This is a genomic window from Dysosmobacter welbionis (genome assembly GCF_005121165.3).
GTDB classification, from domain to species: domain Bacteria; phylum Bacillota; class Clostridia; order Oscillospirales; family Oscillospiraceae; genus Oscillibacter; species Oscillibacter welbionis.
Genome location: NZ_CP034413.3, coordinates 3,435,793 through 3,460,815, shown reverse-complemented (window position 1 = coordinate 3,460,815; position 25,023 = coordinate 3,435,793). Strand labels below are relative to the sequence as shown.

General features: G+C 61.0%; 25 protein-coding genes. 11 read left to right on the top strand and 14 right to left on the bottom strand.

Translation table 11 applies throughout. The annotated features are described in order from the left end of the window. Window positions 1-2 precede the first annotated feature (2 nt). From EIO64_RS18060 to EIO64_RS18030, 7 genes are all read left to right on the top strand, one after another. Window positions 3-668 (top strand): response regulator transcription factor, encoded by a 666-nt coding sequence (locus EIO64_RS18060; protein WP_119310918.1) that lies wholly within the window; start codon window positions 3-5, stop codon window positions 666-668. Beyond that, complete coding sequence (locus EIO64_RS18055; RefSeq protein WP_136891725.1) at window positions 646-2,127, top strand: sensor histidine kinase; 1,482 nt, start codon at window positions 646-648, stop codon at window positions 2,125-2,127. The genes EIO64_RS18060 and EIO64_RS18055 overlap by 23 nt, the downstream gene beginning before the upstream one ends. A gap of 107 nt (window positions 2,128-2,234) precedes the next feature. Next, window positions 2,235-2,864 carry an alpha/beta fold hydrolase gene (locus EIO64_RS18050; RefSeq protein ID WP_119310916.1) on the top strand — a complete coding sequence of 210 codons (630 nt, stop codon included), beginning with the start codon at window positions 2,235-2,237 and terminating at the stop codon, window positions 2,862-2,864. A 185-nt stretch (window positions 2,865-3,049) separates the two neighbouring features. Further along, window positions 3,050-3,910, top strand: a complete 861-nt coding sequence (locus EIO64_RS18045; RefSeq protein ID WP_021748819.1) for an ABC transporter ATP-binding protein — start codon at window positions 3,050-3,052, stop codon at window positions 3,908-3,910. Beyond that, window positions 3,907-6,096 (top strand): hypothetical protein, encoded by a 2,190-nt coding sequence (locus tag EIO64_RS18040; RefSeq protein WP_136891724.1) that lies wholly within the window; start codon window positions 3,907-3,909, stop codon window positions 6,094-6,096. Before EIO64_RS18045 ends, EIO64_RS18040 begins: the two co-directional genes overlap by 4 nt. Beyond that, window positions 6,089-6,256, top strand: a complete 168-nt coding sequence (locus EIO64_RS18035; RefSeq protein WP_249390735.1) for a hypothetical protein — start codon at window positions 6,089-6,091, stop codon at window positions 6,254-6,256. Before EIO64_RS18040 ends, EIO64_RS18035 begins: the two co-directional genes overlap by 8 nt. A gap of 5 nt (window positions 6,257-6,261) precedes the next feature. Continuing rightward, window positions 6,262-6,801, top strand: coding sequence for a hypothetical protein (locus EIO64_RS18030; protein ID WP_249390734.1), 540 nt, complete (start codon window positions 6,262-6,264; stop codon window positions 6,799-6,801). A 299-nt stretch (window positions 6,802-7,100) separates the two neighbouring features. Here EIO64_RS18030 and EIO64_RS18025 read toward each other — a convergent pair whose 3' ends face one another. From EIO64_RS18025 to EIO64_RS17995, 7 genes are all read right to left on the bottom strand, one after another. Then, window positions 7,101-8,039 carry a 3-hydroxyacyl-CoA dehydrogenase family protein gene (locus EIO64_RS18025; RefSeq protein ID WP_021748823.1) on the bottom strand — a complete coding sequence of 313 codons (939 nt, stop codon included), beginning with the start codon at window positions 8,037-8,039 and terminating at the stop codon, window positions 7,101-7,103. 32 nt (window positions 8,040-8,071) lie between these two features. Next, window positions 8,072-8,848, bottom strand: coding sequence for a 3-hydroxybutyrate dehydrogenase (locus tag EIO64_RS18020; protein WP_036627612.1), 777 nt, complete (start codon window positions 8,846-8,848; stop codon window positions 8,072-8,074). Between the two features lie 48 nt (window positions 8,849-8,896). After that, window positions 8,897-10,213, bottom strand: coding sequence for a GntP family permease (locus EIO64_RS18015; protein WP_021748825.1), 1,317 nt, complete (start codon window positions 10,211-10,213; stop codon window positions 8,897-8,899). A 250-nt stretch (window positions 10,214-10,463) separates the two neighbouring features. Further along, window positions 10,464-11,357, bottom strand: a complete 894-nt coding sequence (locus EIO64_RS18010; RefSeq protein ID WP_025544428.1) for a LysR family transcriptional regulator — start codon at window positions 11,355-11,357, stop codon at window positions 10,464-10,466. 405 nt (window positions 11,358-11,762) lie between these two features. Then, the gene (locus EIO64_RS18005; protein ID WP_025544429.1) at window positions 11,763-12,395 is read right to left on the bottom strand and encodes a TetR/AcrR family transcriptional regulator; all 633 of its coding nucleotides are present in this window, start codon (window positions 12,393-12,395) and stop codon (window positions 11,763-11,765) included. A 200-nt stretch (window positions 12,396-12,595) separates the two neighbouring features. Next, window positions 12,596-13,072 carry a flavodoxin gene (locus EIO64_RS18000; protein WP_021748829.1) on the bottom strand — a complete coding sequence of 159 codons (477 nt, stop codon included), beginning with the start codon at window positions 13,070-13,072 and terminating at the stop codon, window positions 12,596-12,598. 22 nt (window positions 13,073-13,094) lie between these two features. Next, entirely contained in the window at window positions 13,095-13,985 is an 891-nt protein-coding gene (locus EIO64_RS17995; protein ID WP_119310912.1) for a DUF362 domain-containing protein, read from the bottom strand. A gap of 264 nt (window positions 13,986-14,249) precedes the next feature. Here EIO64_RS17995 and EIO64_RS17990 point away from each other — a divergent pair, with 264 nt between their 5' ends. The 4 genes from EIO64_RS17990 (at window position 14,250) to EIO64_RS17975 (ending at window position 18,158) form a co-directional block, all read left to right on the top strand. Next, entirely contained in the window at window positions 14,250-14,876 is a 627-nt protein-coding gene (locus EIO64_RS17990; protein WP_158629838.1) for a Crp/Fnr family transcriptional regulator, read from the top strand. 180 nt (window positions 14,877-15,056) lie between these two features. After that, entirely contained in the window at window positions 15,057-16,196 is a 1,140-nt protein-coding gene (locus EIO64_RS17985) for a TRAP transporter substrate-binding protein (RefSeq protein ID WP_021748834.1), read from the top strand. A 52-nt stretch (window positions 16,197-16,248) separates the two neighbouring features. After that, a complete protein-coding gene (locus EIO64_RS17980; RefSeq protein ID WP_021748835.1) occupies window positions 16,249-16,779 on the top strand; it encodes a TRAP transporter small permease subunit in 531 nt (176 codons plus the stop codon). Next, window positions 16,776-18,158 (top strand): TRAP transporter large permease, encoded by a 1,383-nt coding sequence (locus EIO64_RS17975; RefSeq protein ID WP_197714238.1) that lies wholly within the window; start codon window positions 16,776-16,778, stop codon window positions 18,156-18,158. The genes EIO64_RS17980 and EIO64_RS17975 overlap by 4 nt, the downstream gene beginning before the upstream one ends. 93 nt (window positions 18,159-18,251) lie before the next feature. On the opposite strand, the gene EIO64_RS17970 is transcribed toward EIO64_RS17975, so the two are convergent. From EIO64_RS17970 to mtnK, 7 genes are all read right to left on the bottom strand, one after another. Next, window positions 18,252-19,010, bottom strand: a complete 759-nt coding sequence (locus EIO64_RS17970) for an ATP-binding cassette domain-containing protein (RefSeq protein ID WP_119310910.1) — start codon at window positions 19,008-19,010, stop codon at window positions 18,252-18,254. A 1-nt stretch (window position 19,011) separates the two neighbouring features. Next, window positions 19,012-19,944 carry a glycine betaine ABC transporter substrate-binding protein gene (locus EIO64_RS17965; RefSeq protein ID WP_119310909.1) on the bottom strand — a complete coding sequence of 311 codons (933 nt, stop codon included), beginning with the start codon at window positions 19,942-19,944 and terminating at the stop codon, window positions 19,012-19,014. 4 nt (window positions 19,945-19,948) lie between these two features. Further along, window positions 19,949-20,590, bottom strand: a complete 642-nt coding sequence (locus EIO64_RS17960) for an ABC transporter permease (RefSeq protein ID WP_119310908.1) — start codon at window positions 20,588-20,590, stop codon at window positions 19,949-19,951. A gap of 7 nt (window positions 20,591-20,597) precedes the next feature. Next, complete coding sequence (locus EIO64_RS17955; protein WP_021748840.1) at window positions 20,598-21,209, bottom strand: 4Fe-4S binding protein; 612 nt, start codon at window positions 21,207-21,209, stop codon at window positions 20,598-20,600. 337 nt (window positions 21,210-21,546) lie between these two features. Next, complete coding sequence (locus EIO64_RS17950) at window positions 21,547-22,212, bottom strand: class II aldolase/adducin family protein (RefSeq protein ID WP_025544432.1); 666 nt, start codon at window positions 22,210-22,212, stop codon at window positions 21,547-21,549. Between the two features lie 279 nt (window positions 22,213-22,491). Further along, window positions 22,492-23,544 carry an S-methyl-5-thioribose-1-phosphate isomerase gene (locus EIO64_RS17945; protein WP_119310907.1) on the bottom strand — a complete coding sequence of 351 codons (1,053 nt, stop codon included), beginning with the start codon at window positions 23,542-23,544 and terminating at the stop codon, window positions 22,492-22,494. Window positions 23,545-23,557: 13 nt separating this feature from the next. After that, window positions 23,558-24,736, bottom strand: a complete 1,179-nt coding sequence (gene mtnK, locus EIO64_RS17940; protein ID WP_249390733.1) for an S-methyl-5-thioribose kinase — start codon at window positions 24,734-24,736, stop codon at window positions 23,558-23,560. Window positions 24,737-25,023: the final 287 nt, after the last annotated feature.

Genomic DNA, 25,023 nt, shown 5'->3' with positions numbered 1-25,023 from the left:
TGATGAAACGAATTCTGATCGTGGAGGATGAGCCGGAGCTGCAGGAGCTGCTGTGCGCCTATCTGCAGGACGCGGGCTATGCGGCCGCTGTGGCCGGAGACGGCGCGGCGGCCCTGGACCTGTTCCGCGCCCAGTCTTTTGACCTGGTCCTGCTGGACATCATGCTGCCGAAAATCGACGGTTTCGGGGTCTGCGCGCAGATCCGACGCCAGTCCCAGGTGCCCATTCTGATGCTCACGGCTCTGGACGGAGAGACGCAGCAGCTCCGGGGCTTCGGCCTGAATATCGACGACTACGTGACCAAGCCCTTCTCCATGCCGGTCCTGCTGGAGAAAATCCGGGTGATCCTTCGCCGGAGCGGCGAAGCGGCGGAAAGCCGCCTGCATTACCGGGATCTGGTGGTGGACCTGGACACCAGGGAGGCTGCACTGGACGGCCGTCCCCTGGATCTGACGGCCCGGGAATTCGAGCTGCTGCGCACCTTTCTGGCCGCGCCGGGGCGGGTCTTCACCCGGGAGATGCTGCTCTCCAGGCTGTGGGGCTACGACTTCTTCGGGGATGAACGGGTGGTGGACAGCCACATCAAAAACCTCCGCCACAAGCTGGGGCGGGACTATATTGAAACCGTGAGAGGGGTGGGCTACCGTGCTGCGAAGGAAACTCGCTGAAAGCCTGACGGTGCGTATTTTTCTGCTTACCTTCCTGCTGCTGCTGGGGGCAGGGGGACTCACCTTCGCCCTGATTGCCTGGGCCACCCCCATCACCTACACCGCTGTGATCAGCGACCGGCTCCAGGCCCAGGTAGCCGACCTCACCCAGCAGCTGGCGCAGACCAATCTGGCCGACGCGGGGCCCATCCTGGACGCCTTTGTCCGGGAGAGCGGGGCGGAGGTAGCCCTGACGGCCCCCGGCGGGGCGGAGGCGGACACCGGCTCCCTGTTGGTCCTGCCGGAGGAGGACTGGCAGGTGGCCGTCACCATGTCCGGGGCGGACAACTCGGTCCAGACCTATGAGGCCGACACCTATCAGGTGCAGATTGACCGGGCCGACGGTGTGGTGACCGCCACTCAGACGGGGATCCTCACCACCCAGATCACCTTTGCCGACCAGGAGGGGACCTACCAGCTGCTGGTCTCCCCTCAGCTCCGCTTGGCCAACCAGGCGGTGGAGGCCCTGGGGCGGGTGGCCCCCTGGCTGGCTCTGGCGCTGCTGGCCTTCTCCCTGCTGTGTGCGTTCGGGTACTCCCGGTATATCACCCGGCCCATCGTGCGGCTGAACGGCATCGCTGGCAGGATGGCGGAGCTGGACCTCCAGTGGGTGTGCGGGGAGCGGCGCCGGGACGAGATCGGCCAGTTGGGCCGCAGTCTGGACAAAATGGCCCGGCGGCTGTCTGCCGCCCTCACCGACCTGGAGACCGCCAACCAGGCCCTGCGGGGGGAGGTGGCCCGGGAGCGGGAGCTGGACCGACAGCGGATGGCCTTTTTCTCCGCCGCCTCCCACGAGCTGAAGACGCCCGTCACCATTTTGAAGGGACAGCTGGCCGGGATGCTGGAGGGCGTCGGCGTATATCAGGACCGGGACAAGTACCTGCTCCGCTCTCTCCAGACAACCGGCCGGATGGAGCGCCTGATCGGCGAGATGCTGTCCATCTCCCGCATGGAGTCCGGATCTGCCGCCGTCCGGCAGGAGCCCGTGGACCTGTCCGCCCTGATGGCGCAGCAACTGGCTCTGGACCGGGAGCTGCTGGAGCAGCGGGGCCAGCAGCTGGTGTCCGCACTGACCCCGGGGATTACCGTGCCCGCAGACGCCTCCCTGCTGGGGAAGGCCGTGGGCAACCTGCTCTCCAACGCCTCCCGCTACTCGCCGGAGGGGGCGGAAATCCGGGTTTGGTGCGGCCGGTTGGAGGGCCGCCCCGCCCTGAGTGTGGAGAACACCGGAGCGCGGGTCAGCGGAGATGCCCTGCCCCACCTGTTTGAAGCCTTTTACCGGGAGGAGGGTTCCCGGAACCGGAGCACCGGCGGCAGCGGACTGGGGCTCTATCTGGTGAAAATGATCCTGGACCGGCACGGCGCGGTGTGTACCATTGAGAATACGGAGGAAGGGGTAAAAGCGACTGTAAGGTTTTAGTTTTCTGCCCATTCCGGACTTTCTTCCGCAGATGTGACCGTTTCAAGTATACGCTGAGACATCGTACAAGCGGAGAAGCTGCATAGATCAGGCCAAGGAGGTTGCGTATGGCGAAAAAAATCCTGGTTCATGGTTCTGGACACAAGGCGGCAAGCTGGAAGGAAACGGTCTCCTGCATGGATGGCAAAGAGGAGCTGCTGTGTCCGGACCTGTGTGCCCTGCTTGCCGGGAAAACAGCAAGCTATCCGAGCCTCTATGGGGCGTTTGCAGAATACTGTGATCACGTCGGCAGAGCGGTCCATCTGTGCGGTCTTTCACTGGGCGGTATCCTGGCGCTGAACTATGCGCTGGACTTCCCCGAAAAGGTAAAAACGCTGGTCCTGATCGGGACGCCTCATAAAATTCCCAAGGCGGCGTTCGGTATCCAAAACCTGATTTTCCGCTTTCTGCCCAGATCCGTTTTTGACACCATGGCCTTTGATAAAGAGAGCACGTTTGTCTTGGGCAATTCCATGAAGAAGCTGGATTTCAGCGGCAGAGTGCGCGGTATGCGGTGTCCCGTCCTCATCATCTGCGGGGAAAAGGACCGTTCGAATATCCGCTCCGCCCAATACCTGTCGCAGAACATCCCTGGCGCGGAATTACAGCTTATCGAACATACCGGCCATGTTGTGAATGAAGAAAACCCAAAGGCGCTGGCCGAGCGCCTGAACAAATTCTATTCCCTGCATCCCTGACTGCTCCGCCAATGTATATGGAAGAAAACGAGTCCGCCGCAAAACAGAAATGTTCTGCGGCGAACCTTTTTGGCAGGATATTTCCCGGTGTCCGCTTCTCCACACAAACCACACATAATCTCCAACTCCCCTCCACACAGCCATGGTATCCTTTCCGTATCCCAAGCAGAAAGGATCCCGATCACATGGAAATCAACATTCAAAACGTCAGCATGACCTACCCCAGCGGAAAACAGGCCCTGCAGAACCTGAGTCTGGAGCTCCGGTCTCCCAGCCTCATCGGCCTGCTGGGGCCAAACGGCGCGGGCAAGTCCACTCTGATGAAGCTGCTGGTGGCCGCCCTGCTCCCCACATCCGGCTCCATTCTGGTGGACGGACAGCCCCTTCTCAAGACGGAGCGGCAGCTGAAGGCCCAGCTGGGCTATCTTCCCCAGGATTTCGGGTTGTTCAACGAGCTCACCGTGGCCCAGTTCCTGGACTATATGGCCGCCCTGAAGGGGCTGCGGGACTCCGGAACAGCCGTCCGCGAGGTGATCCGGACGGTCAATCTGGAGGGGCAGGCCCGCGCCCGCATCCGCAGCCTGTCCGGCGGACAGCGCCAGCGGGTGGGCATCGCCCAGGCCCTGCTGGGCGCCCCTCCCCTCCTGATCCTCGATGAGCCGACGGTGGGGCTGGACCCGGAGGAGCGCATCCACTTCCGCAACCTGTTCTCCCGCACGGCCCAGGACCGGCTGGTACTGCTGTCCACCCACATTATCGAGGACGTGCAGTCGGTGTGTGACCGGCTGGTGGTCATCGACCACGGGCAAATCCTGTTCACCGGCACGCCGGAGCAGTTGATTCAGGCGGCAGAGGGCCATGTGGGCGTGTTCTGGGAACGGGAAGCCGGTCAGGAGCAGGGCCTGCACATCACCGCCCGGGTCAACACCAGCCAGGGCGTCCGATGCCGCGCAGTGGCGGACGCGCTGCCCGCCTATGTCCAGCGGTCGGAACCGTCTCTGGAGGACGCCTACCTCTATCTCATCTCACGGGAGGCGGTACAATGAAGCTCCTGCGTCTGTTCCCCCTGGAGCTGGGACGGCTTCTGCACAGCCGCATGACCTGGCTCATCGTTCTTCTGACCGTCATCTCCCCCGCAGTAGGACTCGTCCTCTACAAGCCGGCCATTGCCAGCACCATGCTCTCCATGTACCTGGCCAATCCGGCCCTGGCCGGAGGGGCGGCGGGCGGTATTCTCTTCGGCCTGCTCACAGTATATGAGCTGGACCGGGCCGGCCGCAGCCGTGTGGAGGTGCTCACCAATGCGGTTGTTTCTCCTCTAGCTGCGGCGCTGGTACGCCTGCCGGCCCTGCTGGCGGCAGCCGGACTGGCGCTGGTCCTCACCATGCTGGTGTGGCTTCCCATCAGCTGTGGGCTGATCGGCTCCATCTTTGACGGGGGCGACTATGTCCTGGCGTACCTGCTGTTCATGGGACTGGCGCTCCCGCTGTCTATTCTGGCTGCCTCTGCCGCCTATCAATATACCCGGCGGGCGGACCTGTCCCTGGTGCTCTTTGCCGCCTTTGCGGCGTTGAGCCTGACTGTCTGGGCGGACAACTGGCAGCTCTGCTGGCTGAACCCCTGCGTGTGGGCGCTGTCGGACGATTTCTCCAATTTCCGCATCTTTCGGTCCGTAGCCTGGATGCGGCTCACCTGGCTGGCGGCCCTGGCGGGGATCTGGACGGTGTCGTATCTCTGCATCCGGCAGTACGGGAAGGGGCTGCCCGGCTCCCTGGCCCGGAGCGTGCGGCGGGCCCACCGGCCTATCATCGCCCTGTCGCTTCTGGCCTGTTCCGGCTTTGCCTATGCCGCCCAGCCCCTGGTGGACCACAGCAACCCCGACCAGACGGTTATGGACTTCTACCAGGTTCCCTATGCGGAGAATGTGGTCTGCACCAGCCGCAGCGCCCAGGTATTCCCGGACACCACCGCTGGGACGGTCTCCGGCACGGCGGCCTACCGGTTCCGGAACACCTCCGGGCAGGCGTGGACAGCGGCCTTCGGCGTCAATCCGGGCTATACCATCTCCAACGTGCGGGTCAACGGCGCCGAAGTGCCCTTCTCTGTGAGCGACTATCAGGAGTACAACGAGGCCATGCTGGAGGTGGCCCTCCCGTCGGACCGGGAGATCGAACTGACTATGGACTACGGTGGCTTTCCCCGGGAAAACCGGAATGTGTCCATCATGCAGGGCGGCACGGAGATCAGCTCTGAATACCTATGCCTGGAAAATGCCGGATTGTCTCCCCGCCTGATGAACGTGCTGCCGGGGGAAAACGGTTATCCCACCACCATCGAGATCACGCTTCCCGCATCCATGTCGGTCATCCCCTTCGGGGCCAGCAAGGCGGAGGTCGTCGCAGAACAGACAGACGGCACAAAAACCTGGCGCTATGACTCCAACAGCGCCGGCGGCATTCTCTATGCCGGGGACTACATCCGCCAGGATATCCAGGCCGGCGGCATGGACATCGAATTCTACTACGGCCGCAAGCATCAGGCCGTCATGGAGGCCGCCGGGGCGGCGGAGGCCGTGAAGTCGGTGGTGGACTACTGTACAGCGCACTACGGCATGTTGTCCTTCGGCAGCGGCGATACCCTGAAGCTCATTCAGAGCCGGGTGACCGGCGGCGGCTACGCCGCAAACGGCGCCAGTCTGCTGGACGAGGCAGACTTCACCGCCGACAATCTGAGCGATACCGGCAAGGGCGGCGGAGCCGGAGAAGTCATGATCCACGAACTGGTCCATCAGTGGTGGGGCCTTGGAAACATGTTTGATGCGTCGGATGAAAGCAGCCCCTGGTCGGCAGAGGGCCTGACGGTCTACACCACCTACCGTATTGTCAAGGAGCGATACGGCCCATCCTACGCACAGGAGCACTATGTGGACCAGTGGCAGCAGGCGGTGGACAACTATTACCTGAACTTCTATGTCCGCAATCCGGACTATTTGGAGGCGCTGCCCGAAGAGGAGCGGCTGGAGATCTCCAATAGCCTCCGCTATGTGCGGCAGTACTGCGAAATGCCCCTGAAGATTTTGAAAGCGGAGCAACTGGTCGGCGGCGAGGAGGCCATGGACCGGATCCTCCGCGGCCTGTTCAACCGGGAGCTGGATCCCATGTATCCCTATCTGACCTACCAAGACTTTTTAAACGCCTGCGGGCTGACAGAGGAGGACCTGAACCTTGCGTAAAATTTTTCTCTATGAGTGCAAGCGCCTGCTGTGGAACAAATTTTTCGCCGGGCTTGTGCTGGTGCTCCTGTTCTACGGCTGGCAGGTGCTGCGGCGCGTGACCATCCTCGGGGTGTCCCACACCGCCCCTTTTCCCCCTGGAGCTTCGGGGACTTTCTGAGCCGGATGCTCCCGCTGCTCTGGATCGGGGCGCTGTTTTTCCTGACCTTCTTCACCTCGGAAAAAGCCCGACGGGCAGCAGTGCTCACAGACGCGGCTCCCCTTCCGCCCCGCCGGTACGCCCTGGCCCGGTGCGCCGCCGCTCTGACCGGCACCGCCCTGCTGGCGCTGGCCTGCATCTCAGAAGCCGCCTGCTTCTATGGGATCTATTTCGGCTGGTATGGCTGGAGCGGCCTGGTATTTCCCACGCTGGTCACACTGGTCCCTCCGCTGGTGTTCGCACTGGGCAGCGGCTGGCTGTTGGGAATGCTCCGGCCCTGGCTGCTCTATGTCTGGATGCTGGTTTCTCCCGTCTGTCTGGCGCTCCCCCTGCCGGAATCGCTGGGGCTGTGGAACGGGCGCCTCTTCGCCCAGTATCCCCTGACCCTGGGGACACTGGACCCGGCGTTTACGCTGCCGGCGGCCGTTCTTTTCGTCCAGTTCGTCCTGCTGGCGAGCGGCGTGGTCCTGCTGGCGGTTCGGCCCGAGGGCCAGCGGCAGCACTGAACAGGCCGCCTCCGTCCGCGCCGCATCGGAGAAGGGTGAATTTCCTGTAATGTAATTTTACTTTTCACCAATTAAAGCACAGTAATATTTTCGTTTTGATGGAAACAATTGTCCTCCTCTCCGAATCCGGCCTGTGGGATCAGGCGGCTCCGTATCCGGAAAGTGGAAAACCGTTCCAGGCAGGACGGCATGTGTGCAAAGAGCCCGGCACGCCGCAGTGTGCTCCCCTCTTTCCAAAAAGACAGGCATCCGGAGATTCCGGATGCCTGTCCTTCTGCTTTTGAATCAGCTGCGAGCGGTCACTTCACATCGGGCATGGCCCACTCTTTAACGCCCGCAAAGTACGGGCTCTGCTTACGGCGGCGGAAGTCGTCCGCGTCCTTCTGAGACCAGTCGTACAGGCCCTGCCCCGCCGCCTGCCCGGTCTTGCCGGTGGCCAGGCCGTCCAGCACCAGCTGCTGGAGCTCCCGGGTGCCGCACAGGTCCGGATAGACGTTCTTTGCAATGGCGCTCTCCAGTTCGTATCCCACGGCGTCGAAATACTCCAGCAGGCCGATGGATGCATAGCGCATTCCCACGGCGTACTTCACCGCCCGGTCAATGTCCGCCGCGGTGGTGACTCCCTGCTCAATGAGGTAGATGGACTCCCGGAACAGCGCCTGGGCAAAACGGTTCACCAGGAAGCCGGGCACACTGCGGTTCAGCACCACTACCTGCCGGTGCAGCGTCTCCAGCAGCGCCAGCGTACGGGTCACTGTGTCCTCCGCCGTCTTTTCGTGGCGCACCACCTCCACCAGGGGCAGCATGTGCACCGGCTGGAACGGATGCGCGATCAGAAGACGCTCCGGGTGGGAAACCAGCCCCGCCAGGATCTCTGCGTCGATGGAGGACGTGCAGGAGGCGATCACCACGTTGGGCGCAGCGTTCTGCTCGATGGTCTCATAGACGGCCCGCTTCTCCTCAGTGCCCTCCGCCACTGCCTCGAAGACGAAGGTGTGCTCCTGCAGAGCGGCAGGGTCGTTGGTGATGGTGACCAGGGCCATGGCGGCCTGCTTGTTGCCCTCCGTAGCCAGGCCCTCGGCGATCAGGTCATCCCAGTTCTGCTCGATGGACTTCCGGCACCGCTCCAGCCCCCGCTCCGAGTGTCCGATGACCGTGCAGGGCAGGCCGTTGCCGATGATGAGCGTGGCCTGGCAGGAACCGATGGTGCCCGCTCCATAAACCGCAATTCGTTCCATAGCTGCCTCCTTTTATGATTCCTATGATTCTATTACATCATGGCCCAGCCGTGGGTCAGCCGCAGGGACTGGCCCGTCAGAGCGCCCTGATCCTTGGACAGGAATACCAGCGTGTTGGCTACATCCTCCACCGTGGTGAACACCCCGTCCACGGTATCCCGCAGCATGATGTTCTTCACCACTTCCTCCTCCGTAATGCCCAGGGAAGCCGCCTGCTCGGGGATCTGCTTTTCCACCAGCGGCGTCTTGATGAAGCTGGGGCAGATGGTATAGGTGTAGATGCCGTACTCGGCGCCCTCCCGGGCGATGGCTTTTGCCAGTCCGGCCACGCCGTGCTTGGCGAAGTTGTAGGGCTCTTTCAGCTTGGAGCCCACGAAGGACTGTACGGAGCCGGTGAACACGATCCGGCCGCCCTTGCCGGAGGCCTTCATCCGGCGGTAAGCCGCCCGGGACACCAGGAAGGCGCCGTCGGCGTGAATGGCCATCATCTTCCGCCAGTCCGCGAAGGGATACTCCTCAAAGGGGTGGACGATCTGCACACCGGCATTGGACATGACCAGATCGCAGGAGCCGTAGGTCTCCATCATCTTGTCAAAACCAGCCTCCACCTCCTGCTCATCGGCCACATCCATGTGGACGGCGATGGCGGAGAGGCCCTCTGCTGCCAGTTTGGCAGCCAGTTCCTCCGCAGCGGGCAGATTCACATCCGCCACCACGACGCCGTACCCCTCCTGCGCCATGCGCTCGGCGCAGGCCTTGCCGATACCGGACGCAGCACCGGTAATCAATGCGGATTTCATAGTCATCATGATTTCCTCCTCAATCATTTATCTTGTATCTTGATCTCGTCCGAAGCGTCAGACGATGCCGATGGTACCCAGAATGATGGCAACGATATTGGCCAGGATGGGAATTGCGCCGGCCACTATGAACATATCGAAGTATCCGCGCTTGTGGGAAATCTTGCAGTAGGACAGATAGGTGACCACCGCGCCGTCATGGGGCATGGTGTTCAGTCCGCCGCAGGCGATGGAGCCAACCCGGTGGAACACCGCCAGAGGAATGCCGGAGGTCTGGGACATCTGAATAAAGTTATCCGCCAGAGCGTCCAGGGCGATCTGGAGACCGCCGGAGGCGGAGCCTGTGGCACCAGCCAGGACATTGATGGCAATGGATTCTGCGATCAGGGGACTGCCGCCGATTCCCAAAACCAGCTCGGACAGGAACGCAAAACCCGGGGTAATCTTCACAACGGAGCCGAAGCCTACCGCTGCCGCGGTGTTCATAATGGCGGACACTGCGCTCTGGCAGCCCTTGTTGCAGGTCTCACCTACATTGGTCAGATACACACTGCCCCGCACCTTTCCCATCAGGAACAGGAACACCAGGGAGAGCAGGATCCCCGCCAGCAGGCACACCACGATGTTCATCTTGAACACATTCAGCAGGATCACAATGACCACAAAGGGGATAAAGCAGCACCAGGCCGGGGGCAGCTTATCGTCCGGCACCTCCTCCGGCATCTCATCCGGTTCGTCATACCCCTCGCCCGCGGCACGGAACTTCTTGGCCCGCCAGCTCAGCCACAGGACAGGCCCCACGAACATGATGATGGTGCACACAATCCCGATCACAGGCGCCGCCGTGGCGGTGGTTCCGAAATACTCTGTGGGAATCAGGTTCTGGATCGTCGGCGTGCCGGGCATCGCGCTCATGGCAAAGGTAAAAGCGCCGGTCATAATCGTGGCCGGAATCAGGCGCCGGGTAATGTCAGCCTCCTTGAACAGCCCCAGCACAATGGGATACATGGAGAAAATGATGACGAAGCCTGAGATCCCGCCATAAGCCAGCACACCGCCGCACAGGACGGAGGCAAAGATCGCTTTGTCCCGCCCGACCAGCTTTACAACGGCTTTCGTCAAAGAGACCGCGCCGCCGGAATCCTGCATGATCTGGCCAAAAATCGCGCCCAGCATAAACGCCGGGAACCACTCCTTGACGAAGCCGACCATACCCTCCATGTAGTTCTGCGTATAGGCGGTAAACATGTCCAGCCCGCCGGTGAAGGCCACCAGCAGCGCGCAGACAGGAGCGGCCCAAAGCAGGGATTTTCCACGGAATGCCAAAAAGATCAGCAGCGCAAGGCCGACAATAATGCCAACCAAACTTAACATAAAGGCTTTCTTCCTCCCGCTATCAGAATGTAGATCTGGTCCAGGCTACAACTCTGGACGGATCCGGGGTTCACACAGAAAAGCCGCCGGCCGGCAGTGCTTCCAATGTTTATCATAGCGGAAGAATATATAAATTTTAATAATTTAATTTATCAAAAATTATATAGAATTTTTATTGTAAAATTCCAATTCTATAATATTATTCAAAAAATATTATTATAAAAAATAATAGCTCGCTTCAATACCCGTCTTAAAGGTCATCCGGCGGGAGATGGTGCTTGCAGTAATCCAGAAACAGCGCGCAGGCTTTCGGCATATACTTGTCCTTGTTCCAGGCCAGCACGATGTCCCAGTATTTCATGCTGTCGCTCATGGGCACGCAGCACACGTTGGGATCCGGATGCTTGTCCAGCACCGGCTTGGGCAGGATGGAAACCGCATGGTTTTTTGACACCAGCTCCACCATGAAATCCCACTGGGAGCTGAGCAGGGCGAATTTCGGCCGGAAACCGGCCGCATGGCAGGCGTCCACGATCTGTTCGTGGAGAATGAAGTCCTGATTGAAGATGGCGAAAGAGTCATCCCGGAGCTGGGAGACCGTGACGGAGGGCTCCTTCGCCAGCGGGTGGCTCTTGTGAAGCAGCGCCACGTTCCTCTGGGTGGAAAAATGACAGTAAGCAAAGGAGGACAGGCGTTTGGAATTGAGCGTGACGGCGATATCCACCTCGCCGCGCTCGATCCGCTGGTCGATGCGGTAGGCGCCGTCCTCAATCATCTTGATCTCAATATTGGGATACTCCATGGAGAAATTGGGGATCAAGTCGCCGAAAAAGCAGGCGCCGAACAGCGGAGAGAGGCCCAGGGTGAATTTGCCGGAGCTGTTTTTGTTGGTGGTCTTCATATCGTCCAGCGTCTCCTGATACAGGTCCAGGATCTGCTTGGCCTTGGTCCACAGGCGCAGACCCTCGTCGGTCAGGTGCTGCTCCCGGTTGAAGGCGTAAAAGAGCTGAACACCCAGCTCCTCCTCCAGTTTTTTGACCGTGACGGACAGCGTGGGCTGCGACACCGCCAGACTCTCTGCTGCCTTGGAGTAGCTGCCCGCCTGTGCCACCGCCGTAAAATAATACAACTGTTTGATATCCATAGGAACGCCTTTCTGCCCTGTGCTGGTATCGGGGCCCATTTTGTTTCATCATAGCCCAATTTTCCCAAAATGGAAACCCCAAAATGCGGAGCCGCAGTCTTTTTCGGTAACATACCGGGGTGGATCATGGCACCCTTCCGGTTTGAGAAACGGTCCCGGGCACCTACAAGGGCGGCCTTCTATGCTTGATTGGAGGCGGGCGCATGGGCCAGCGGGCCGCAGCGTCCGGGTGCTTCCAACCGGCCCTCCAGGATTTCAGCTCCCTTCCCGGCAGCTCCTGTCGGGAAGGCGGCATCCCCACAGTCTTCCGCCGCTTCCACCCAAGAAAAGCAGCCCCGCGCCGGTCCGGCGCAGGGCTGTCATTCAGACAGGAAACGGAACGCCGGGTCCGGCGGACCTCCTCCCTCACATTTGAAATCCCTGCAGCAGCTTGGCGGTAAACGACCGCGTCAGCTCCCGGACAGAAATCCGGACATAGCCGACGCCCGCCAGCTCCATAGCCGTACGCTGCTGCTCCGTTACTGCGGTATAGGGGTAAATACCGAACATGAACGGGAAAAAAGCATAGAGGAATCCCTGCACGTCCTCATCCGTCATCCGGGGGAAAAACTTCTCCAGGCAGTGGGTCACGGCCAGCAGGGAGCCGCCATACGCCTTCTTGAACGCCACCAGATTTTCGATCCGGCTGTTGGCCTCCATATCATAGTGATTCACGGCCATCAGCTTCAGCAGCCGCTCCCGCCGCTCCAGTGTGCGGGCCAGCTCGTCGGAGAAAGCATCCACGGACAGCTTCCGGTGTCCGCAGCGCAGGGCGTCCAGATCCTCGATCCATGCCTCGTACTCCCGCTGGAACAGAGCCAGAAAGATCTCCTCTTTTGTCTGGAAATAGTTATAGATCGACGTTCTGGTGAAAGAGGTCTTCTCCCCGATCTCCTTCAGCGTGATCTCCTTGAAGCTCCTGGTCTCATAGAGTACGGCACAGGCATTGACAATCTCCGCTTTCCGCGCGTTCGTCAGCTCTTCTGATCCTCTCGGCATGGCAGTTCCCTCTCTTGTTTCCATGGGTTTCCGGCACGCATTCCGCGCCTATGGTCCCAGTGCTGTTCAAACACATGATACCGGTTTCCCATCGCTGTGTCAAATAGAACACGGGGCGTCCGTCCACAGCTCTCACCCAGCCGGATGTGCCGGGTATTGGGAACGCCTGCTCAAGGCCGGTGTCCTGCGGCCCCGGCGCTTCAGCACCCCGAATTCAGCACGCTTTTGGTCCAGGCGGCCGCATCCATGTGGTTGAGCAGCTTGCCCTTCTTCCAGTTGGCCTGGGGACAGTGGGACTTCAGGCTCCGCTCCGCCTTCTCGATCCCGCTGCCGCCGGAGGTGGCGAAGGGAATCACCGTCTTGCCGGAAAAATCAGATCTCTCCAGGAACGTGTCCACGATACGGGGCTCCACATACCACCAGATGGGGAAGCCGACGAACACGGTGTCGTACTGGTCCAGATCCGCCGCCGGTGCCGCGATGGCGGGGCGGCAGGCTGGATCGTTCATCTCCAGCGTGCTGCGGCTCTTCTGGTCCATCCAGTTCAGGTCCGCAGCGGTATAGGGCTCTGCCGGACAAATCTCATACAGATCCGCTCCAGCGGCCTTTGCCATCTCCTTCGCCGTGCGGGCCGTGACGCCGCTGGCGGAAAAATAGGCGATCAATATCTTGCTCATTGCAGGTTGCTCCTTTCAATGCTTACAGTTCGGTCAGATCATACGCCCGGGAGCCGAAGCCCAATTCCGCTGCGGCCTCGATGGTGTGGATGCCGTTGCGGCTGTTCACCCGCTCCATGAAGTGTTCCCTGCCCGGATCATCGGATTGCATTACCAGGTCAATACAGGCCTGGTCGATGGCCACTGGGTCCAGAGAGGCCAGGATGCCGATGTCCTTCATGCAGGGATCCTCGGCCACGGCGCAGCAGTCGCAGTCCACGGACAGGTTCTTCATCACATTGATGAAGGCAATCTTGCCCCGAAAGTGCTCTATCACGCTGGAGGCAGCATCCGCCATGGCCTCTGGAAAGACCACGGAGCTGGCGTGCTGCTCCCAGGTCTTGAAGCGGTCATCGGTTTTCCCGGCGGAGTGGATCAGCGCCTTCCCCGCCCGGGAGGCGCAGCCGATGGCCAGTTGCTTCAGGGCGCCGCCGTAGCCGCCCATGGGGTGGCCCTTGAAGTGGGCCAGCACCAGCATGGAGTCATAATGCAGGATGTGTTTGCCCACGTGGTTCTCCTTCAGGACCTTGCCATTGGGGATGGGCCACACCACGTCGGGGCCCTCGGCGTCCATCAGGTCCACGTCGAAGTACTTGGTCCAGCCATGCTCCTGCAGCAGCTTCCGGTGGGACTCCGTATGATCCCGGACACCGCCGGCCGCATCACCATAGGCGGTATTGCACTCCACGATGGTGCCGTGGACCTCCTCTACCATGGGACACCAGAATTCCGGACGCAGGAAATTCTGGTTGCCCTTCTCCCCGGAGTGGACCTTCACGGCCACCTTGCCGGGCAGCTCCACGCCCAGGGCACGATACAGCTCCACTACTTTTTCAGGCGTGATCTCCCTTGTGAAATAGACATTCGCTCTCATATTGCAGGTCTCCTTATTGACATAGTGTCAGTATCTGCATTATAGCCGTATTCTGACACGATGTCAATAGATTTTCAACAGAAATTCCGCTCTCCACCCAGGTGATTCCCAGGATAGCCTTCTGTGTGTCATCCGTTTCTTGCATTTAAAAAATTTTTGAATAAAATGTTAACTTTTTTCTGTTTGAGGACAGAAAAATTAACCTGTGTTAATGCAATCTTCCCTGCAATTTTGTATAATTGTGGCGAAAGAAAGGAAGATGCGATGCATATTCAGGATTGTTTGGAGGAGATCCTCCACCTTGAGGATACAGATCTGGCCGCCAGTCTCGCAGATGCCTCAAGGCTTTTTTCCTGCAAAAAGAGGCAGCTTGTCGCCAAGCCGGACGCCTGCTCTGACTGGATCCCGTTTCTGGTCAGCGGAGTCATTCGGGGTTACCTGACGGATGAAAAAGGGCGGGATATCACGGATTGCTTCCTCTACCGGCCTGGAGAGGCCGTGCTGAGTCTCAGCATCTTGACAGCTTCCTTCCCGATCAACTTTGAGGCGTTGACGGACTGTGTGCTCTTGTCCATCCCTACCCAGCTCCTTGCGGAGCAGTTCCAGCAGTCCGCAGAGCTGCAGCAGCTGTATAGTTCTTACCTGCTGGAGAAACTGAAGCTGGAACGGGAGCTGAAGCTCCTTCTCGGCATCAGCTCCGCCATGGAGCGGTACCAGTGGTTTCTCCGCCGCTATCCCGAGCTGGCGGACGTGGTCAGCATCAAGCACATCGCATCCTTTTTATGTATGTCCCCAGTGTCTCTGAGCCGCCTGCGCGGGCAGCTGCGCAAGCGCGGCGAGGAGCCTCCGGTCAAGCAGAGCCGACTCTCAGAAAAGAGCGGGCTCTTTTGATGTCCGCCGCCAGAATATGGGCGGCCCAGCTTGTGGAAGATGTTCTCCCGCGCTCCCCGGCGGAACAGCGGGAGCTTCTTGAATACGGCCCTGCGGCCAACGGAAAGAAGGCGATCCCCGGAACTGAGTGACTTCCCCCTGCACCTGTGTGAAATTAGGAAAGACCAAGGAGAAAGCGAAATGAAAAAGAGATTTTTTGCACTGTTCCTGACCATGGCGCTGCTGCTGCCCGCCGTGCTGCTGTCCGGCTGCGCATCTGCCGACAGCGGCATCATGGACACCGCGAATCTGAACGCCACCGCTGCCGGCGGCGACAGCAGCCTGCCTGTCGTGACCTGGAAGATGGGTTCCGTTTGGGGCGCTGGTAACGTCCACTTCACCGTGGACCAGCGCTTCGCGGAGCTGGTGAGCCAGCTGACCGACGGCCGGTTCATCATTACCAATTACTCCGAGGGCGAACTGTGCTCCGCCAGCCAGCTGTTCGACTTTGTCAGCCAGGGCACCGTGGAGTGCGGCGGCGACTGGGGCGGCTACTGGTCCGGCAAGGACACGGCCTTTGAGCTGCTGTCCACTATCATGGACGACTTCACCGCCCTGGACTACTACACCTGGATCTATGAGGCCGGCGGAATGGACTGCTATAAGGAGATGTACGGCCAGTACAACATGGAGTACTTCCCGCTGGTTACCAACCCCTCCGAGTCCGGCATCCGCTCCGTGTCCCCCATCACCTCCATCGAGGATATGCAGCACATGAAGATCCGCCTGGGCGGCGTCATGGCCGGCAAGGCAGCGCAGAAGCTGGGTATCAACATCACCACCGTGGCCGCCTCCGAGCTGTATGAGTCCCTGCAGCGCGGCGTGATCGACGGCGGCGAGTTCTCCGGCCCCAAGGCCGACGACTCCCTGAAGCTGCAGGAGGTCGCCCCCTACTGGTGCGCCCCCGCCTGGTATCAGTCCGCCGGTGTCAACGGCGTCATGGTGAACAAACAGGCCTGGGAAAGCCTGCCTGAGGCCTATCAGGTGGCCTTTGAGAGCGCCGCCCGCCTCTGCTGCGGTGAGCAGCTCTCCCGTTACATCTACAATGATATGACCGTCACCAATCAGATGATCGAGGATCAGGGCGTCACGGTCACCAGCCTGTCCGACGAGGACATGCAGCTTATCCGCGAAACCTGCATCGAGACCTATAAGGAGGAGTGCGAGATCAACCCCAACTTCAAGATGGTCTATGAGTCCATGCAGGCCTACCGTGAGACTGCCAACAACTACCGCGACTGGACCGGCGACTACGGCTTCGGCTTCAACCGCGGCGAATGAACGCCTCTTCAACAACTGATGAGAGAGTTTATGAAAGAGGTGTGAATTTCTGATGAAAGCCATCAAAGCAATCTACAATGGCATCGACAAGTTCAACGACTTCCTGGGCCGGATCTTCTCCGTCCTGTCGCTGGCAATCCTTGCCGTCATCATGTGCGAGGTCATCCTGCGCCGTATTTTCAACCGGCCGCAGATCTGGACTCAGGACCTGATCGTGATGCTGTTCGCCTGCTATATCATTCTGATCAGCGCGTACGGCCTTCAGAAAAAGGCCTTCGTGGCGGTGGACGTGGTCTACGCCATGTTCCCTGTCCGGGTCCAGCACATCCTGCATATCGTCACATACGCGATCTTCCTGGTCCCCTTCCTGATGGGTCTCGTTCCCGCCAGCTGGACCTTCTTCCTGAACGCGTATACCACCGGTGAGCAGACCTACTCCGTGTGGGCCGCGCCCACCTGGCCGGTGAAGCTCTGCCTGTTCGTGGGGCTGGTGCTGCTCGCCATCCAGGCCGTCTCTGAGATCCTCAAGCATGTGGAGGGACTCGTCACGGCTTCCGCGAACGGAAAGGAGGCGCAGGGATGACTGCGATTTTGGAACAACTGCAGGGGCTGGTTGCAGCCGCTGAGATCCCCGCCGGCACGCTTGGCGTGGCGCTGATCCTCGGCCTGTTCGGCCTGATGGTCGTGGGCCTTGTCCTGGGCCAGGAGCTGGCCTTCGTGCTGGGCGGCGCCGGCGTCATCGTCGGCTGGCTGGCCTGGGGTACCCCCGGCGTCACCATCGCCATGACAAAGATCTACGACCAGATGCAAAGCTACTCCATGGTGGCCATCCCTATGTTCGTGCTGATGGCCAACTTCCTGACCCACTCCAAGGTGGCGGACGGCCTGTTTGAGTCCATCCGTTACCTGCTGGGGCCCCTGAAGGGCGGACTGGGTCTGGCCGTGATCCTGGTTTCCACCGTGTTCGCCGCCACCACCGGCATCGTGGGCGCCTCCGTTGTCACCATGGGCATGCTGTCTCTCCCCGTGCTGCTGCGCAGCGGCTACAAACCCTCCCTGGCCTGCGGCATGGTGTGCGCCGGCGGCTCCCTGGGCATTCTGATCCCGCCCTCCATCATGCTGGTCTCCATGGGCTCTTACGCAGAGGTCTCCGTCGGCAAGATCTTCTTCGCCGCCATGGTCCCCGGTCTGAGCCTGTCCCTGGGATACATCATCTACCTGATGGTGGTCTGCCACATCCATCCCGACTGGGGCCCGGCCATGAGTCCCGAGGAGCTGGCGGAGATGCCCCTGAAGAAGCGCATCACCGGCTCCCTGATCAACCTGATCCCGCCGCTGATTCTGATCTTCGGCGTGCTGGGCTCCATCTTCGGCGGCATCGCCACCCCCACGGAGGCCGCGGGCATCGGCGCCCTGTTCTCCCTGATCCTGGCGATCTTCTACAAGCAGTTCAGCTGGAAGATGCTCTATGAGTCTCTGATCGACACCGCTAAAACCACCGCCATGGTGTTCATCATCCTCTTCGGCGCAGCTGCCTTTACCGGCGTGTTCATGTCTCTGGATGGTGACCAGATCATCGCGGACTGGGTCCTGAGCATGGGTATCGGCAAGTGGGGCGCCTTCGCCATCATGATGGTCATCATGTTCCTTCTGGGCATGTTCATCGACTGGCTGGGCATCGTCATGATCGTGTTCCCCATCTTCTTGCCGATCATGGATACCTTCGGCTTCGACCGGCTGTGGCTGGTGGCCGTCAGCGCCACGTTGCTGCAGACCTGCTTCATGACGCCGCCCTTCGGCTTCGCCCTGTTCTATGTGAAGGGCATCCTGCCTCCGAGCATCAAAATCCAGGAGGTCTACAGGGGCGTTATACCGTTCATTATCATCATCTGTATCGTGACCGCGCTCTGCGCGGTGTTCCCGCCGCTGGTCACCTGGCTGCCCAGCATGCTGGCAAGCTGATCCCCATAAGCGAAGAGGTCCGAAGGACGTACGTCCTTCGGACCTCTTTTCTCTTTTGTCCATTTCCAGCGGACGGCCGGTCTGCCGGAGACGTTACGCCCGGGTCTGAAACACCCGGCTGCGGCGGACCAGCCGCTCCACAAAGGACGTGGCCGGGTGCGCCAGGAGGCGGCTGGGCGCGTCATACTGCTGGATCTGCCCGGCGTCCATCACCAGTGTGCGGGTCCCCAGTTTCAGGGCTTCCGCGATGTCGTGGGTCACAAACAGGACGGTGATGCCGCTCTCCCGGTGGATGCGCAGGAGCTCATCCTGCAGCTGGCCCCGGGTGATCTCGTCCACCGCGCCGAAAGGCTCGTCCATCAGCAGAAGCTCCGGACCGGCGGCCAGCGCCCTGGCGATGCCCACCCGCTGGCGCTGTCCGCCGGAGAGGGCGCGGGGATACCGCCCCGCCAGCGCCGGGTCCAGCCCCACCTGCTTCAGCAGGGCAGCGACTTTTTCTCTGCACTGCTTCCCCTTCCATTCCTCCATGCCGGAGATGGCGGGCACATAGGCAATGTTCTTCTCCACGGTCATGTGGGGAAACAGGCCCACGTTCTGGATGGCGTAGCCGATGCGGCGGCGCAGGGCCACCGGGTCGATTCGGGCCACATCCTGCCCCTGGATCAGGACTCGGCCCGTGTCCGGCGACAGCAGGCCGTTTACCAGCTTCAGCACGGTGGTCTTTCCGCAGCCGGACCGGCCGATGATCGACACAAATGCGCCCGGCTCCACATCCAAAGAGAAGTCCCGCAGAACGGTCTGGGTGCCGAAGGCCTTGGAGACGCCTTCAAAGCGAATGATCGGCTGGGTCATATCACGCCTCCAGCAGGCCCTTCTGGAGCAGGAAGTCCCTGGCCGCATCCCGCTCGTCCCGGCCCTCCACCTCCACCTGGTAGTTGAGCGCGGCCATCTCCCCGTCTGAGAGAATACCGTCCATCTGCATCAGCACCTCCTCCAGACCGGGGAATTTTTCCAATGCGTCCCGGCGGACCACCGTGGAGCAAAAGTAGTTCACCTGCAGATGCTTGTCATCCTCCAGCGTCACCAGGTCTGTGTCCGGATTCGCCAGTTGGGCGTCGGTGGTGAAGGCGTTGGTCACGTCGATATCTCCGCCGGCCAGGGCCTGGTATTTCAGGCCGATGTCGATGTCCACCACATTCCGGAAGTCCAGGCCGTAAGTCTTGCACAGGGTTGGAAAGCCGTCCTCCCGCTCCAGATAGTCCGGGTTTCCGCCGAAGGTCAGCTCACCGGCCGCCCCGGCCAGGTCGCTGGTGGTCTCCAGGCCGTACTGCTCCGCCACATCGCCCCGGACGGCGACGGTGAAGGTGTTGTTGAAGCCGTACTTCCCCACCCAGGTCATGTGGAACTTCTCCTCGTACTCCTGCTGAAGCCGGGTGAACATCTCTGCATCATCCACACCCTCGGCCTGGTGGTCCAGCACCAGTACCCAACCGCTGGAGGTATACTCCGGATAGAGGTCGAACTCTCCGCTCTCCATGGCGGGCTGGATGTTGCTGGTGCCGCCGCCCACGCCCTTAGTGATCTCCACGTCATAGCCGGCCTGCTCAATGAGAAGGCCCAGCATCTCTCCCAGGATGTACTGTTCCGTCATGGGCTTGGTGGCGATCCGGACAGGGTCGCCAGAGCCGGTCTCCCCTCCGGAGGCGGCGCCTCCGCCGCAGCCGGTCAGGGTGCCCAGCATCAGGATGGCTAGGACGGCCGCCTGCAGTCGATTCAGGATGTTCATAAGTTCAGCTTCCTCTCTTTTTGAAATAGCGCTCCAGCGCGCCCAGCGCCAGATCGCAGACAATGGCCAGCAGGGCGATCAGGATGCTGCCCGCCGCCGTCATGGCCGGATCGTAAATGGTGATTCCCCGGTAGACGGCCACGCCCAGGCCACCGGCCCCCACAAAGGAGGCAATGCCAGCCACGGAGATGGTCATGACCACCATGTTCCGCACGCCCGCCAGGATGACTCCGGCGGCCATGGGCAGCTTCACCCGAAACAGCGCCTGTGTCCCCGTACTGCCCATGCCCCTGGCTGCCTCCAGAATATCCGGGTCCAGTGTGGTGAGTCCCACGTAGGTGTTGTGCACCATGGGCATGATGCCGTAAACCGTCAGGGCAATAACGGCAGTCTTGTTGCCGATCCCGCTGAAGGGGATCAGGATGCCCAGCAGGGAGATGGCGGGAATGGTGTACAGCACGTTGCAGACGCCCATCACCGGCGGCGCGATACGGGGATGCTCCGCGATCCAGATGCCTGTCAAAAGACCGATCATGCCGGACATGGCGATGGCGGTCAGAGCCAGGCCGATGTGGGCCTGCAGCAATCCCGCGAACCAGTCTGCCCGCTGGGCGTACAGGCCCAAAATCCCTTGCAGCAGTTCCATGAGCCGCTTACGGGTGCAGGCGGCGCACTGCGTCTGCCGGACAGGCCTCCGCGCAGCGGCCGCACTGGAGGCAGTGCGCCCAGTTGATGACATAGGGCGTTCCGGGAGTGATGCACTTCTGGGGACAGGCTGAGGCACAGGCGCCGCAGCCGATGCATGCATCCTGGATCACAAAGCCGTTGTACTCCTCCGTGTCCCCGCCGTAGGCAAATGTCTCCCGGCTGATGGGATAGTGGAGCAGGTCGAACCACTCGCCATGGCCCGCGTAGATGTGGAAGGCGTCCAGGATATAGCGGCTCTCACCGGGGTAGACCTCGTTCATACCGGGATTCTGCGCAAAGACCTTGTCCACCCAGCTTTTGTCCACGACCCGCAGCTTCCCGGTGAATTTCAGGGACTGGCAGTCTGGACACATGGCTGCCAGGGCGATCTCTCCCGTCTCCACCAGCTGCTTGTAGAAGGGCTTGCCTCTGGAGGTGACAATATACATCCCATCGTCCTCTGCCAGCATCACGTTGATGATCCGGGCCTGGGGATGGCCCTCCGCATCCACCGTGGCGGCGGCTGCGATCTTCACCCGGCGGAACAGGTCCACGTATTTTTTTGCTTTTTCGTTCATGGAGAACACCCTTTCGTTTTCTGATCTGTGCCCCCATGGTAGCGCGGCAGGCGGCTTTCGTAAAGTACGCACAATCTTGTGGCATAGGCACCAACAGGTAACGAATGGGCAGCTGCAAGGTATCGCGGCATTTTGAGACCGGGAAAATTTTTCCCAGGATACGGCTTCACAGGGGCGTCTGCCTTGGCGCTTCAGGAGGCTTTCCCCGCCGCAGGCAAAAAGCCAGCCCCGCGCCTGCTGAGCGCGGGGCTGGCTCTCCTGCAAGATCGCATTTGATGCCGGTGTGTTCAATGCCATCCGGAGGCTGGTGAAGATCTCCGCGGGACCTCCGCCCCGCTCAATATCCGGCCTTGCCGCTGCCGGGCTGGCCGTAGGACCTGAATCGCTCCATGACCTCCGCCATCTGCTCATCCGTCAGGATATTGGGCGTGCCGATGCACATGGTCCGGTACTGCAGCTCCGCGACGTACTCCAGATTACAGGCCAGGCCGTAAGCACTTTTGAGGTCCCTGCCGCAGGCCACCAGGCCGTGGTTGCCCAGCAGAACGGCGTCGCTGCCGCCGCAGGCCTCTATGGCGGCCTCTGCCAGCTCCGCTGTGCCGAAGAGGCGGTACGGCGCGCAGGGGACGGTGGCTGCTCCGGTGTCGCCGATTGCATAGTGGACAGCCCGAAGGGGCTGGCCCAGCACGGCAAAGGTGGTGCAGTACATGGAGTGGGTGTGCACCACGGCCCTGGCGTGGGGCTTGTGGCGATAGAACGCGGTGTGCAGCGCCCACTCGCTGGAGGGCTTGCGGACGCCGTCCACAATGTTGGCCTCCAGGTCCGTGATGACCACGTCCTCCGGCGTGGTGGAGAAATAGTCCATGCCGGAGGGGCTGATGGCCATCAGTCCCTTTTCCGCGTTGCAGACGCTGATATTGCCGCTGGTTCCCGTGCTCAGACGGTCGGTGCTCATTTTCCTGCCGTATTCAACAACCAGCTCTCTTTCCTCCTGCATCAGCATAATTTGCTGCCTCCTGTTTTCATTTTCATTTTTAATTTCTGATATAGCTGCCCGTATGATTCCGGTTTTGCGGACACGCCGGAAAAGGCGGGCGGGGCTTCCGTCCCTTGCCTGATATGCAGCAGAGCACATTTCTCCCGGCGGAGAGGACCTACCCAGATTCCTTCCACACAGCCGGATCGGCCTGCCGGGGGTGCTCTTCGGCATCCGACCCAGCGCCGCAACCGGCATACCGTCCCCCTGCGTTTTCCAATTCTTCCGCCCGGCGGCCCTTTGCCGTCAATAGAACGGCTTGACGTCAGAGTCAAAATAGTTTCCCAGCAGATACGGCACATACACGCCCTTGTCCGTCACCACGCCGGAGATCAGATGCGGCGGCACTACGTCGAAGGAGGGGTAGATGGCCTTCACCCCGGGGAGCGTGTTGGGGATCCCCCGATAAGAGAGGACTTGGGCGGGGTCCCGCATCTCGATGACGATGTCGTCCTTCGTCCGCTTCTCCCGGTCCGGGATGCCGGTGACATAGTAGGGCACCCCGAAACACTTGGCCAGGATGGCGATCTGGAAAGTGCCGATCTTGTTGGCGATATGGCCGTCCCAGGCGATGGAGTCCGCCGCTGAGGTGAAGAGGTCGATGCCCTCCCGCTCCATGGCGTAGGCGATCATATTGTCTGTCAGGACCGTGGTATCGATGCCCATCTGGGCAAAGCAGCTGGACGTGAGCCGGGCCCCCTGTAAATAAGGCCGTGTCTCCGCGCAGTAGGCCCGGAAGGTCTTGTTCTGCCGCCTGGCGGCCCGGATCACTGTGCCGATGATGGTTTCGCCGAAGCACTGGGTCAGGATGGCGCCGCCATTGGGGATCAGATTCGCCAGATAATCCCCCACCACCTGCATGGTGCTGTACCGGCGGTTCAGGGACTCCACGGTGGATGCCACGATGGCCTCCACCGGATCCCGGCCCGCAGCCAGGGTCTCCTTCGCCACATCGGCACAGCGGCAGGTGATCTGGCCGTACCGGTTGGCGGTGGTGGGCCGGGCGTGTGCCAGGTCATAGGCCGCCTGCCGCAGGAACTCCTCCTGCTCCCGTGCGCCCTTGTCCCGGACCTGCCAGGCAGCCAGGGCCATGCCCATGCCCACGGCGGTATAGGGGCCCGCGCTCTGGGTCACCATGTCCGCGATGGCCTGTACCACCTCGTGGTAGTCCGTGCACACCACGAACCGGACCTCTGTGGGATAGACCCGGCGGTCCAGAATGCGGACTTTTCCCTTCTCAAACCACGCCACATGCTCATATTGCAGCAGGAACGGCATATCCCGGTCCATACGTTCCATCTTGCCGCCTCCTTTACGCCAGTATCCCGCGGAAAGCTCTGGTCACAGCGGAGCCATTCAGGCCGCTCTCCCGCTCCCGGATTAGGAAGATACCCATTTTAATCAGGGCCCGCTCCATGGGAATCCGGATGTCCGGGTCTGTGACGGAGGTGACCTCCATGACCTTGGAGTCGCCCACCACCCGTCGGATGATCTCCGTGCCCGCATAGCCGTAGGAGTCGGCCATGACGCCGTCCAGATACGCGCGGCAGAACCCCTCCGCCCGGTACAGGGGGAAGGTCACCAGCTCGTCGTACCTGGCGGTCAGCTTCTCCGCCGTCAGGTCGCACACGCCGCGGATGGTATCCTCCAGCGCCCGGGCAGCCGCCGTGTCCTGCGGCGCGGTAAAACAGCGGTTGGCCCAGGAGAAGAACAGGTTCCCGATGACGTTGCCGATATCATATCCCATGGGACCGTAAAAGGCGAATTCCGGATCAATGACCTTTACGCCCTGTTCGTTGGCAAAGATGGAGCCGGTGTGGAGATCCCCGTGGAGCAGCGCCTGGGCGTTGTTCATGAAGCCGTTTCGGAGCCTGCCCACCTCCCTGTGAAGGGCATCATTTTCATAGAGAAAGGTCCTGACAAAGTCCTCGTTCCCGGGGGTAACGATGTTGCGGCCCTTGTAGTTCCAGTAGGGTTCCGTCAGGACCAGATCCTCCGTGATGTCGCACAGCTCCGGATTGGTGAAGAACTGCACCCGGCGCTTTTTCTCCCGGCGGTCCAGCACCAGATCCGTGGTGGGCAGCAGGGACTGGGCCAGGAAGGTGGAGATGTTCTCCGCCAGATGGCCGTATATCCTGCCCGCCAGCAGCTCCTTGCGGAGGTTCCGATAGGCGGAGATATCCTCCATGGACAGAGCCGCCATGGTCTCGTCATAGTGGTAGACCTCCGGGATGTAATCCGGCGCCAGCCGGGACTCCAGCTGCAGGGCCTGCGCCTCGATCCTGCTCCGATAGATGTCCAGCGGCCGCCCGGAGGAGCGCAGCCGCTTGTCCGCCTGCTTGACGATGACCGAGCGGCCATCCCGCAGAGAGCGGACCCGGAAGACGTAGTTGATGTTGCCGTCGCCGATCTCCGTACAGGTGGTCTCCTCATCCGGGTCGAACCGGTGAAGAACCTCTGCCGCATAGCGCTTGACGTCATCCGGCTTCATGAGGAAAAATTCGCTGAATGCAGACATGGATCAAAGGACTCCCTTCTCATTGCGGACCGAAACGGACAGGCGCGGCTTTTACCCTCTCTTTTCAACCCGGGCAGGATTTCCCGCGTGTTTGAAAATGATGGGTAGACCGGGGCAGCGCCGTTTTGCAGCGGCCAGAGCCTGCCCGGCGGCCAGGGATGATCGGCCCTTCCCCGATTGACCATAGATACTTGTTTCTCTTGCCCCGGCCTGCCGGGATATTCCCCAGGCGTTCTGCCGGACAGGCCAAGGAAGCGTGG

What these genes read in the sequence shown, in the direction of transcription:
- EIO64_RS18060 (WP_119310918.1), top strand. Translation starts at nt 3, where the DNA reads ATGAAACGAATTCTGATCGTGGAGGATGAGCCGGAGCTGCAGGAGCTG.
- EIO64_RS18050 (WP_119310916.1), top strand. Translation starts at nt 2,235, where the DNA reads ATGGCGAAAAAAATCCTGGTTCATGGTTCTGGACACAAGGCGGCAAGC.
- EIO64_RS18045 (WP_021748819.1), top strand. Translation starts at nt 3,050, where the DNA reads ATGGAAATCAACATTCAAAACGTCAGCATGACCTACCCCAGCGGAAAA.
- EIO64_RS18040 (WP_136891724.1), top strand. Translation starts at nt 3,907, where the DNA reads ATGAAGCTCCTGCGTCTGTTCCCCCTGGAGCTGGGACGGCTTCTGCAC.
- EIO64_RS18030 (WP_249390734.1), top strand. Translation starts at nt 6,262, where the DNA reads ATGCTCCCGCTGCTCTGGATCGGGGCGCTGTTTTTCCTGACCTTCTTC.
- EIO64_RS18025 (WP_021748823.1), bottom strand. Translation starts at nt 8,039, where the DNA reads ATGGAACGAATTGCGGTTTATGGAGCGGGCACCATCGGTTCCTGCCAG.
- EIO64_RS18020 (WP_036627612.1), bottom strand. Translation starts at nt 8,848, where the DNA reads ATGATGACTATGAAATCCGCATTGATTACCGGTGCTGCGTCCGGTATC.
- EIO64_RS18015 (WP_021748825.1), bottom strand. Translation starts at nt 10,213, where the DNA reads ATGTTAAGTTTGGTTGGCATTATTGTCGGCCTTGCGCTGCTGATCTTT.
- EIO64_RS18010 (WP_025544428.1), bottom strand. Translation starts at nt 11,357, where the DNA reads ATGGATATCAAACAGTTGTATTATTTTACGGCGGTGGCACAGGCGGGC.
- EIO64_RS18005 (WP_025544429.1), bottom strand. Translation starts at nt 12,395, where the DNA reads ATGCCGAGAGGATCAGAAGAGCTGACGAACGCGCGGAAAGCGGAGATT.
- EIO64_RS18000 (WP_021748829.1), bottom strand. Translation starts at nt 13,072, where the DNA reads ATGAGCAAGATATTGATCGCCTATTTTTCCGCCAGCGGCGTCACGGCC.
- EIO64_RS17995 (WP_119310912.1), bottom strand. Translation starts at nt 13,985, where the DNA reads ATGAGAGCGAATGTCTATTTCACAAGGGAGATCACGCCTGAAAAAGTA.
- EIO64_RS17990 (WP_158629838.1), top strand. Translation starts at nt 14,250, where the DNA reads ATGCATATTCAGGATTGTTTGGAGGAGATCCTCCACCTTGAGGATACA.
- EIO64_RS17985 (WP_021748834.1), top strand. Translation starts at nt 15,057, where the DNA reads ATGAAAAAGAGATTTTTTGCACTGTTCCTGACCATGGCGCTGCTGCTG.
- EIO64_RS17980 (WP_021748835.1), top strand. Translation starts at nt 16,249, where the DNA reads ATGAAAGCCATCAAAGCAATCTACAATGGCATCGACAAGTTCAACGAC.
- EIO64_RS17975 (WP_197714238.1), top strand. Translation starts at nt 16,776, where the DNA reads ATGACTGCGATTTTGGAACAACTGCAGGGGCTGGTTGCAGCCGCTGAG.
- EIO64_RS17970 (WP_119310910.1), bottom strand. Translation starts at nt 19,010, where the DNA reads ATGACCCAGCCGATCATTCGCTTTGAAGGCGTCTCCAAGGCCTTCGGC.
- EIO64_RS17965 (WP_119310909.1), bottom strand. Translation starts at nt 19,944, where the DNA reads ATGAACATCCTGAATCGACTGCAGGCGGCCGTCCTAGCCATCCTGATG.
- EIO64_RS17960 (WP_119310908.1), bottom strand. Translation starts at nt 20,590, where the DNA reads ATGGAACTGCTGCAAGGGATTTTGGGCCTGTACGCCCAGCGGGCAGAC.
- EIO64_RS17955 (WP_021748840.1), bottom strand. Translation starts at nt 21,209, where the DNA reads ATGAACGAAAAAGCAAAAAAATACGTGGACCTGTTCCGCCGGGTGAAG.
- EIO64_RS17950 (WP_025544432.1), bottom strand. Translation starts at nt 22,212, where the DNA reads ATGCTGATGCAGGAGGAAAGAGAGCTGGTTGTTGAATACGGCAGGAAA.
- EIO64_RS17945 (WP_119310907.1), bottom strand. Translation starts at nt 23,544, where the DNA reads ATGGAACGTATGGACCGGGATATGCCGTTCCTGCTGCAATATGAGCAT.
- mtnK (WP_249390733.1), bottom strand. Translation starts at nt 24,736, where the DNA reads ATGAAGCCGGATGACGTCAAGCGCTATGCGGCAGAGGTTCTTCACCGG.